Consider the following 9,983-nt stretch of genomic DNA (forward strand, 5'->3'; position numbering starts at 1 on the left):
CCGGAAATACCTTGTGCATCACCGGCAATGGGTGAGGGCGGCAGAGTTTTATGGAGGACACCGATCTGCTCTGGGGACATCATGGGTATGGACTTCAGGATGTCTTGGAATTGCTGAGGTTTCATGGCTGGAACTCCACTTTACACGACAATTCTCATGCTCAGGGAGTATAGACCATGTTAGCAACATTTAATTTGAACAGCGCCGTCATACCTGTGGGGCTCATGCGCTTTAAGGAGATAAAAAGCAAGCCAAGGATGGCCTGCGATAACAGCGTACTCAATATCGTCATCCGGTCCTGGGATTAAGCCAAAGGGACCCTGAACAAAGTCACGGCTCGCCTTTGTACCATGGGCATAGTCAGCCAGCAGATAGAAAATCACTTTTTCCCGTTGGAAAGAAAATGATTTTACCGGGCTTAAAGCTCAGCCTCAACTGTTGCAGAAGAACCCAAGCCAGCCTCGGTTGACACCGCATCAAGTTAACACCCAACAGTAATGTGCCACTATAGCAATGGCTTTCCAGCCTTTGTCACATGATCAAAGGTGAAAACATGTTCAACAGGGTTCTCATCACAGCGACCCACCAGCCGACCGGGAAAGCGCCAGCCCCCTTTACCGATCACGACCACGCCCCCACAAACCGGGCATTGGCCGCTGTAATGCACCAGAGCAATTCTGCGATGCTGGTAACGCCCCCCTTCCCCTTTGATCGGTCGATATTCCAGTAGCCAGATACAGGAGCTGGTGATACTCATCCAGTCCGGTACCATGGCCACCCGCTTATCCAGCAATCGATATACGAAACCAAACAGAGCCACAAACACAAAGGAGCCCAGAATGGGCCAGGTCATCCCGCTCAAAATAAACTGGCTAACGCTGGGTAAGATGGGCGCAACAGAAACACTGCCCATAATCAACAAAAACACCATGAGAGGGAACAGAATCGTGACCAGAAGGAAGACCAGTTTCCAGCCCACGATATCCAAATTATCCAGCCATCGCACCAATCCTGGCAGACGCTTTTTTTTCTGCTCCTTGTAACGAAGCACCGCACCGGGCACATTGTACTCGGCTTGCTTATGGGCCGTGGATTTCACCTCATCGGAGACAGGCTTGGCTTCCAGCCGATATTGATTCTTTTTTCCTTTTCCACCTCCTGTGATTTTTCCGGGCACACCATAAAAATTCAGTTGATGTTCACTGGCAATGCCTTCGATACGAACATCGTCGTTCAAGTATTTTTTGAATAAATCTCGATACTGGCGACCAATGTAATCGGACACGCTTTCGTACTTGAAATGAGCAACCACATTATCTTCGAGCCATTTCATAATTTCACTCGGCTCGTAGACCAAATTTTCCGACTTAATCTCCCTGGCAAGATCTTTTTGAGTCAATTTTGCCAAGGCTTTTAAAAACAGAAGGGGAAAAGTCAGGCTTTCCTGGCACTCCTTCTCTTCGATAAACCTCAACACACTCTGCACCGCATCTGCTCTGGCCTGAACGGTATCCACCCCCAGCTTCTCCATACCCCGACTTACCCCTTATACCCATGTTTATCTCTGTTTCAGCGGACTATGCCATACCACTCTTAAGCTCACCAGCACCCCGCTGGCCAAGTGATCAGAATGACTAACAGGAGAATGGATCATGAGCACAAAAAACCAACAACAAGAGCGTTCCGTAGAGCTGCGTTACGGTATCCAGGCGGGAAAAGTCGTGCATATATCAGACGTCGACAGCGGCCTCTCATGCGACTGTTTCTGCCCTGGCTGCCAGGCACCGCTGGTTGCCCGCAAGGGGGAAGTGCGCACCCACCACTTTGCCCATCACAAGGGCGTTGACAGCGAAGCCTGTATTGAAACGGCCTTGTACCGCTACGCAAAACAGATGATTCAAGAGCACAAGGCCGTTTTGATTCCCACCGACGAACTCAAAGCCGTTGCCATCGACAAACAGGGAAAAACCCATGTCCGCCAGCTGAAGATTCTGGGCCAACGGATCGAGTTCGAAAAAGTCGACCTGGAAGTGTTCATAAACGGTTATCGTTCAGACGCGACGGGATACCCCTACGAAAACCGAACCCTGGATATTGAGGTTTGCGTCTCCCATAAGGTGGATGATGACAAACAGAGCAAGGCGTTGGCTACCGAAGCCTGCATGATGGAGATCGACCTGTCCCAGCTGGCCAGGGATGCATCACCAGAGGAGGTGGCCCAGGCAGTGCTTTCCACTGCACCGCGACACTGGATCAACAACCCAGTTCACCAGCAAGTTCTGGCTAACCTACAGATCGAAGTGGATCAGTTAGCCCTGGAAGCCGATCGCGCCGCTGACGCTGCCATTGAAGCTAATAAAGCTCTGAAACGCCAGACAGTTCAGCCACCCTCACTGACACCGGAAAACCCCGATAATCATATGCTGCTTGGCTTTAAAGTCGGCCACGGTTACTCACCCCGCTACCGAAATGATTTCGAGCTCTCGAAAGTTTACACCACCCGCCCTGTTCTGGCGCATAGCACCCGAAACTTTACGTGCACCCAATCTGGCGGCTTTGAAATGGAAGAGATTGATCTGGACGAATCCTGTATCCAAAAACTGAAAGAGCTGGAGTACCCTGTGGAAGCCAGTCTCATCATGGGTACCAAAATCAACGGTCGACGATTCATCCCGGTTGTGTTGGATGTTCGAGTCGAGTAATCACCACTGAATGCACCACTATCTGGCAGAGGAAAGTCGACCAGAGACTTTTCCTGCTGCCAGCCAGGTTGCCCTAACCTTTTTCCCGCTCCCACCGACAACCACCCTATCATTGGCCTGAACAATCAGCCTGAGTATGAGCAAAAGAGAAACGTGGCGTTTACGGCAGTACTGGAACCAGGTAGGTGGCATTCTTGTAGAAGAATTCATGCTGGTGAAACAGCATCCCGACAAAACCGCTGCTCGCAGGTTGCTCGATGGGCTCATCATTCTGGACAATGAGAGAAGAACAGCCTCCGCCAGGGAGGTGTCCATCAAGGGGAAAGACATCATTGCCGTTCAAGTCAAAGCCGGCCGACTTGGAATGTACCTGATGGGGCAGGCCTATTTTTCCGGCATACTTCTACAAACTTTTCAACCCAAATCCATCAAGACTGTCGCTATTTGTGATCAATCAGATTCGGTCATGGAACGACTGGCAAAAGAACATCGCATCGAAGTGATTGTTATTCCAGAGGGGGCAAAAAGTAGATAGATAAATGAAAAAAATAACAGGCGTTCTGTTGTTGGCTCCTTAACGGTTTTTTTTCAAAGGGCGTTTTTGGGGCCTGTGGATCATAGTTCTGAAGAAGGATCTACCAGCCAAAGGGACTGATAGGGCTTGAGCTGGGACAGGTTCGCGGTTTTCTGTTCAATAAGATCATGCCAGCCCAGGTATTCATCCATGGTCAGTTGCTGGTGAACCATGGTCAGGTTGTGCAGTGCCACCAGGGTGCGGCCGGTGTTGTTGTCCACTCGGCGAAAGGCGAAAATTCCGGGGCTGACGGTCATGACCTGCTGGGGGATGTCCGGATGAAAGCAGGGTTCCTTCTGTCGTATGGCCATCAGGGATTTCAGGGTGTGAAACACCATGCCCTGGATGGAGACGGGGTTGTCCAGTTCCGGGATCAGTTCATCGATCGCCCATCGGCGCCGGTTGATGGAGCGGGTGCGGCCAGAGCTTTCAACCCCTGCCAGGTCGTTGGGGGTGGCCAGCAGGCTATGGATGTAGATGGCCGGAATCCCCCGCATCCCCAACATGATGATCTGTGAGCAGAGAAAACGCTGGGCCTGCCAGTGGTCCTCTCCTCGTCGGGTCCCCTTCATGGCATCAAACAGAGAGATGTTGATTTCATAGGGTTTTTCGCTCTGGTCAGAAAGCGTGCGGACACTCACAAAGCCGCCAAAGCGGTGCATGCTGTCCACCAGTTCCATCACCTCTGTTTCAGGAACCAGGCCTTCCAGGGGTCTCAGGCCGATGCCGTCGTGGGAGGCGGTGAAGTTCAATACGGTGCATCCCTCTGGGTAATCGGGCTGTGCATCGATCCAGTGCGACAGATATTTTTCCGTGCCCCGGTTCAGTGCATGGAGTACCAGGGGGGGGAGGGCGAACTGGTACACCATGTGAGCTTCGTCCCCTTGGCCGAAATAGCTGAGGTTTTCCGGGTCGGGGACATTGGTTTCTGTCAGTAATAAACTGCCAGGGCAGGCTTTTTCCAGAACCCGTCGTATCAGTTTGACAATGTTGTGGGTCTCGGGCCGGTGAATGCAGGGTGTTCCCATGGTCTTCCAGAGGTAAGCGATGGCATCCAGGCGCACCACCGAGGTGCCCTGTGACAGATAAAAAAGCAGAATGTCGATCATCCGGATCAGGACATCCGGGTTTTTGAAATTCAGGTCAATCTGGTCTTCGCTGAAGGTGGCCCAGACGTGCCGGGTGCCCCTCCGGGTCTGGATGGGTACCAGCAGCGGAGAGTTCCTGGGACGGATGACGGGGCTCAGGTCGGTGTCCGGATCCACTTCAATAAAAAAGTCGCGCCCCGGCCGGGTGCCGCTGACAAAATCCGCAAACCAGAGGCTTTCCCGGGAAATATGGTTGATGACAAGGTCGGTCATGACCCGGTACCGGCTGGCCAGCCTGGCAATATCACCCCAGTTTCCCAGAGCCGGGTTTACCGCCAGATAATCAATCACCGAAAAACCGTCGTCTGAACTGAAAGGGAAGTAGGGAAGGACATGAACGGTGGTAATGAGGTCGTCCAGATAGTGTTCAAGAAAGCCGCACAGGGTGTTAAGGGGGTGGGGTGAATCTGGGTTGTGGGGAGTCTCCATAAGACTGTCGCCGTAGGTGATCAGGAAAATATCTTTCTCACTCCAACCCGGGTGGCTCAGGTTCGGGTGCTTATGAATAAAGTGCTCAACCCTGCGCACAATGGTGCTGGCCAGGTTCTCTGCCTGTTCCCCATAGGGCCGTTGCAACAGCTCACTGAGGGCCTGGTGAAACCGGGCGAACCGGATCGGGTAGCTTTGCAAGAGGCGCTCCTTGTCAATAACAAAACTGAACACTTGTTTTTTCAATGCAGGTTTTTCAGTGAAGATAAACAAGCAGAAGTTGTGCCATTTGAAACTGGCACAACTTCTGCTTGATGAGTCATTGAGTGATGGATATCCACGGATACAAGAATGCACAGGGAGTGAACTGATGATCAAAAAATGCCTTTTTCCTGTAGCGGGGTATGGCACCCGGTTTTTACCCGCTACCAAGTCCATGCCCAAGGAAATGTTGCCCATCGTGGACAAACCCCTGATTCAATACGGTGTTGAGGAGGCCATGGCGGCCGGATTGACGGATCTTGGTTTTGTTAATGGCAGAAACAAGCGCGCCATTCCCGACCACTTTGATATCAACTATGAACTGGAAGCGGAGATTTCCGGAAGTGGGAAGGAAGAGAAGCTGGCCAGTATTCGCGACGTCATGTCGGCCTGTACTTTTTCCTATATACGGCAGAACCAGATGCTGGGGTTGGGGCATGCGGTTCTCTCTGGCAGGCCCTTGATGGGGGATCAGCCTTTTGGCGTGGTGCTGGCCGACGATCTCTGCATCAATGATCATGGCCCGTTGGTTATGGCCCAACTGGTTGAATTGTATAACCAGTTTCGTTGCACCGTGCTGGCCGTTCAGGAAGTTCCCCCTGAAGAGGTGGACAAGTACGGGGTGATTGCCGGAGAGCCCATGGGAGACAACCTGGTTCGGGTGACGGATATGGTGGAGAAACCGGGGCCTGGAGAGGCGCCCAGCAATCTGGCAGTGATTGGCCGGTACATTCTTACGCCGGATATTTTTGACATCATTGAAAACACGACGCCTGGCAGAAATGGCGAAGTACAGTTAACCGACGCGATTCTTTCCCAGGCCCGAAGTGGCCATGTTATTGCCTGCAAGTTTGCCGGTGAGCGTTTTGACTGTGGCAGCATCAGTGGCTTTGTGGAGGCTACCAACGCCATTTATCAGCGCCGCCTGAATCAATTCGCTCAGTGAGGGTGCTGGTATGAGCATTTCTATGAACGGGTCTGGCCATCCAGGGTTACGGTTATGAAGCAGTTTCTGGTGTTTACGGATCTGGATGGCAGCCTGCTGGATCACCACAGTTATTCATGGGAGGCGGCCAGCACTGCACTGCAGCGGCTCCGGGAGCTGAATATCCCGGTGGTGTTCAATACCAGTAAAACCCTGGAAGAGGTCAGGCCGCTGCAGGACGCCATGGGTATCCGTCATCCATTTATTACTGAAAACGGCATGATAACCACGGTGCCAGCGGGTTATTTTGAAGACTCGGATGCCCAGCAGTGTACCCACTTTTTTCATGGGCAGCCCTATCGCACCCTGCGACGGCTGTTAAGCAACATGCGTCGTCAATATGGGTTTCGCTTTACCGGGTTCGGTGATTGCACCCCTTCGGATGTGGTTGAGCTCACCGGGCTTACACTGGCGGAAGCAGAGCAGGCCGGTAACCGGAAAGCCAGTGAACCTCTGGTCTGGCAGGATTCACAAGAGGCTCTGGAAGCGTTTGTGGAGCAGCTGGAAAAAGAGGGGCTGCATTTGAACCGGGGAGGGCGTTTCTACCATGTGTGTGGCAAGGGGGATAAAGGCCGTGCTGCCATCAGCCTGACTCGTCGATACCGGGCATCTGCTCCCCAGGTTCAGTGGCAGACCATTGGGTTGGGGGACGGCATGAACGACCTGCCCATGCTCAATGTCGTGGATTGCCCTGTACTGATTCGATCGGACCATGGCTGTGCGCCAGTGGTTGATCACCTGACGCAAGTGCTGGTTACCGATGAGGCAGGCCCCAGGGGCTGGAATCAGGCAGTTCATCAGTTGCTGGACGCTTTCGCAGGGAAGAGTGCTGGCAGGCATTTTGGAAAAGATAGTGGAAAAGATACTGGAAAAGGACTTTGTTATGGGTGACTTCTATCAGAACGGCATTATTACCAATTTTCATAATCTGAGGGTTCGCTCCACAGAGGATATGGAGCAGGAGTTGATGGCGTTTTCCCGTCAGCGCCCTATGTCGCTGGTGCTTCCTTCTCTTTATTCAGAGCTGGAGGGGCCGGCCCTGGGGCCTATTGTCCAGGAACTCAGTCAAGTTCGTTACCTGTCGGAAATAGTGATCGGGCTGGACCGGGCGGATGAGGCGCAGTTTGCCCATGCCCGGGATTTTTTCGGGCAGTTGCGGCAGCACCACCGAATCCTCTGGCAGGACGGTCCCCGGTTAAGGAAACTGGATGGGTTGCTCCATGAAAAAGGACTGGCCCCCAAGGAGCCGGGCAAGGGGCGTAATGTCTGGTATTGCTATGGCTATGTGCTGGCCTCGGCGAAGTCGGAAGCCGTGGCCCTGCATGACTGTGATATTGTCACTTACCAGCGGGATCTTTTGGCACGGCTGCTCTACCCTGTAGCCAATCCGGCGTTCAGTTACGACTTCTGTAAAGGCTATTATGCCCGGGTGGCCGATAATAAATTGAACGGTCGGGTCAGTCGCTTGCTGGTAACACCGCTGTTGCGGTCATTGAAGAAGATTTTAGGGCCCATGGAATATCTGGAATACATGGACAGTTTCCGTTACCCCCTGGCGGGTGAGTTTTCCATGAGGACGGAGGTGTTCAACGATATCCGGATTCCCAGTGACTGGGGGCTGGAAATCGGTGTGCTCTCTGAAGTGAAGCGCAACTATTCCAGCAAACGGCTCTGCCAGGTGGATATTGCTGATGTCTATGACCACAAGCATCAACCTTTGTCCGAGGGGGATATGAGCCGTGGTCTCTCCAAGATGAGCCACGACATTATCAAGGCGGTGTTCCGGAAGCTGGCCACCATCGGTACCCAGTTTAATGCTGAAACTTTTCGTACCATTAAGGCCACTTATTACCGGGTGGCCCTGGATTTTATCGAGTCCTATTACAGCGATGCCATGATCAACGGCCTGCATGTGGATCGCGACAGTGAGGAGCGCGCGGTGGAACTGTTTGCCCGCAACATTATGGAGGCGGGGCAGCACTTTCTGGAAAACCCTATGGAAACCCCCTTTATTCCCAGCTGGAACCGGGTGGTGTCGGCGGTTCCGGATGTGCTGGAGCGGTTGTATGATGCCGTTGAGGAAGATAATGCGGGGCCTCTATGATTTGGTGGGTATTCAGGAAGAGGGATGCTGCTGCCCCCCCCCCCCACACCTTCGCGAGAATTCAGTTTTCCTGGCTTTTCGGCCAGGGATTGGTAATTTTGTTCAAGAGCCAGCTCGCCCAACTGGAGGCTTGGGCTTCAGCCCCTTGAGTAACTACTTCTGACCCTAAATTAGTTATTTCTTCTATTGCTCCTATTGTTGTTGCTTTTGCTTGCGTCGTTATTTCAGTCATTTCAATGTCCATATTTGGATCATCTGTGGGGGCAGGCTGATGGGTCTGAGAAAACATTTGAGACCAGTAGGATAATAATTGAACCAACCACCCTTCTTTAGCATGTTCGCATTTGTGTAAAATCACGCCTGTTATGACTATGGATGCTATGCCAATTCCCGCAACACAACCACCCATTATAATGGTTTGCAATGTGCTATAACCATACGGTTCGTCCTCTATGATTGTTCGAACACGGGTACTGTCTTGTTCTTTGGTAGTAGGGAAGGTAGTAGGGAAGGTAGTAGAGAAATTGGTTTGTGGAAGGCAGTTACCAATTCTGTCTTTGTAGCTCATTTCACTACAGTAGTCCAGAGGATACATCTTGAGAGGTGCGAGAGTTCGTGAATTTTTGCACTCGACACAGGGTGGATTTATGCCTTGAGTGCGTTCGTCACTGTTATCTCCGCAGTCATCAATGTCATCGCATAACCATCCAAACGGAATGACCTTATCATTGGGGCATACGTACATCGCACCAGAGTAAGGTTTATTTGAATATTTATACTGGGCAGGCGTTGGGTGTGTGCGTGTGTGTGTGTGCTGGAAATATCGTTGTAGCCACTCCCGAACAGAATCCAGTGGAAAGTTGTCTGCATTGCCACGATCAAGATAATCGCATGTAAAGCCGTGAATACGCATGTAGTATTTCAGCTTTTTATTCATGTCGTCAAATGTGTATGATCGGGCTTTGCAGTTTGTTGCGGTTTCATCACTACCGTCATCGCAGTCCTTTATCCCATCACAGACGAGGCTCATTAAAATCTTGCGGCTGCCATCATTGCACCTGAAGCAGCCAGGGGGGGCCGCATATTTCAAATCAGGTTTAGGAGTGGTTGTCTCGTCAGCCTGGTCTGAGCAGTCGTTAATTCCATCGCAACATTGTTCCGGGAGGATAGTTACCCCATTGTAGGGGCAAACAAAGCAGTTCTGTTGAAGAAGCCATTCATTCATGTCATCGCTTGCACCACCTTCGTCAATCCATATGTTGGTAATTATTTTGCAGCATGGATTGTAATTCTGGCATGATTGATCACAGCGTGTTGTGATGTTACAAATTGATGTGGCATGAGCGGTGCAGGAGTAGCAAAAAAAGCAGATGAAGAAGCAATAAAATTGTAACTGCGCAAAAACTGCTGGCAGAACTTCTGAAACATGCTCTACAGCCCAGCATTTCCGTTGAGTTTCTACCTGCAAATGAAGTTTTGTCACTAGTTTTTGAGCAATTACAAAAAATTGAGGCATGGGTCGGGAGAGAGGGGTTTTGTCCGGCATTTTAAAGCAACTCACTTTTATGATTGGCTCTCAAGCTAAGATAGCAGTTTGAGCGACAAGTGCGATGATGGAGTTTTTTGGCTCTCCCCCTTTTTCAGTGGGTGATTTGTAGTAGTTCAGACCTGATCTGACAGTCACCGATTTTTCAGAGGGTGTCTGTCAGGTCAAATTCAGGCTACAAATTTTTCCTTCCAGATCTCTTTGCCATCTATCAGAGTTTCCATTGGCGTTCTT

Annotated in this window: 9 protein-coding genes; 6 read left to right on the forward strand and 3 right to left on the reverse strand. The window is 51.4% G+C overall.

Annotated features, from left to right (window positions below):
* Positions 1-176 precede the first annotated feature (176 nt).
* Positions 177-308, forward strand: a complete 132-nt coding sequence (locus tag ACNRUY_RS24690; protein ID WP_488114331.1) for a hypothetical protein — start codon at positions 177-179, stop codon at positions 306-308.
* A gap of 197 nt (positions 309-505) precedes the next feature.
* Here the strand turns inward: ACNRUY_RS24690 and ACNRUY_RS24695 are convergent, their stop codons facing one another.
* Positions 506-1,531 (reverse strand): hypothetical protein, encoded by a 1,026-nt coding sequence (locus ACNRUY_RS24695; RefSeq protein WP_488114332.1) that lies wholly within the window; start codon positions 1,529-1,531, stop codon positions 506-508.
* Positions 1,532-1,652: 121 nt separating this feature from the next.
* On the opposite strand from ACNRUY_RS24695, the gene ACNRUY_RS24700 reads away from it, so the two are divergent.
* Complete coding sequence (locus ACNRUY_RS24700; protein ID WP_488114333.1) at positions 1,653-2,702, forward strand: competence protein CoiA family protein; 1,050 nt, start codon at positions 1,653-1,655, stop codon at positions 2,700-2,702.
* Between the two features lie 136 nt (positions 2,703-2,838).
* Positions 2,839-3,237 (forward strand): hypothetical protein, encoded by a 399-nt coding sequence (locus ACNRUY_RS24705; RefSeq protein ID WP_488114334.1) that lies wholly within the window; start codon positions 2,839-2,841, stop codon positions 3,235-3,237.
* Positions 3,238-3,317: 80 nt separating this feature from the next.
* On the opposite strand, the gene ACNRUY_RS24710 is transcribed toward ACNRUY_RS24705, so the two are convergent.
* Positions 3,318-5,099: a sugar phosphorylase gene (locus ACNRUY_RS24710; RefSeq protein ID WP_488114335.1), complete on the reverse strand. Its 1,782-nt coding sequence runs from the start codon at positions 5,097-5,099 to the stop codon at positions 3,318-3,320.
* Between the two features lie 124 nt (positions 5,100-5,223).
* Here ACNRUY_RS24710 and galU point away from each other — a divergent pair, with 124 nt between their 5' ends.
* Genes galU through ACNRUY_RS24725 form a run of 3 tightly spaced genes read left to right on the forward strand, consistent with a single transcriptional unit; the run spans position 5,224 to position 8,203 of the window.
* On the forward strand, positions 5,224-6,060 hold the full coding sequence (galU, locus tag ACNRUY_RS24715) for a UTP--glucose-1-phosphate uridylyltransferase GalU (protein WP_488114336.1): 837 nt from the start codon (positions 5,224-5,226) through the stop codon (positions 6,058-6,060).
* A 54-nt stretch (positions 6,061-6,114) separates the two neighbouring features.
* The gene (locus tag ACNRUY_RS24720; protein WP_488114337.1) at positions 6,115-6,990 is read left to right on the forward strand and encodes an HAD-IIB family hydrolase; all 876 of its coding nucleotides are present in this window, start codon (positions 6,115-6,117) and stop codon (positions 6,988-6,990) included.
* Positions 6,983-8,203 (forward strand): glycosyltransferase family protein, encoded by a 1,221-nt coding sequence (locus ACNRUY_RS24725; protein ID WP_488114339.1) that lies wholly within the window; start codon positions 6,983-6,985, stop codon positions 8,201-8,203. The genes ACNRUY_RS24720 and ACNRUY_RS24725 overlap by 8 nt, the downstream gene beginning before the upstream one ends.
* Before the next feature lie 61 nt (positions 8,204-8,264).
* On the opposite strand, the gene ACNRUY_RS24730 is transcribed toward ACNRUY_RS24725, so the two are convergent.
* Positions 8,265-9,749, reverse strand: a complete 1,485-nt coding sequence (locus ACNRUY_RS24730; RefSeq protein ID WP_488114338.1) for a low-density lipoprotein receptor class A repeat-containing protein — start codon at positions 9,747-9,749, stop codon at positions 8,265-8,267.
* Positions 9,750-9,983: the final 234 nt, after the last annotated feature.

This window comes from Endozoicomonas sp. Z74 (assembly GCF_057680865.1).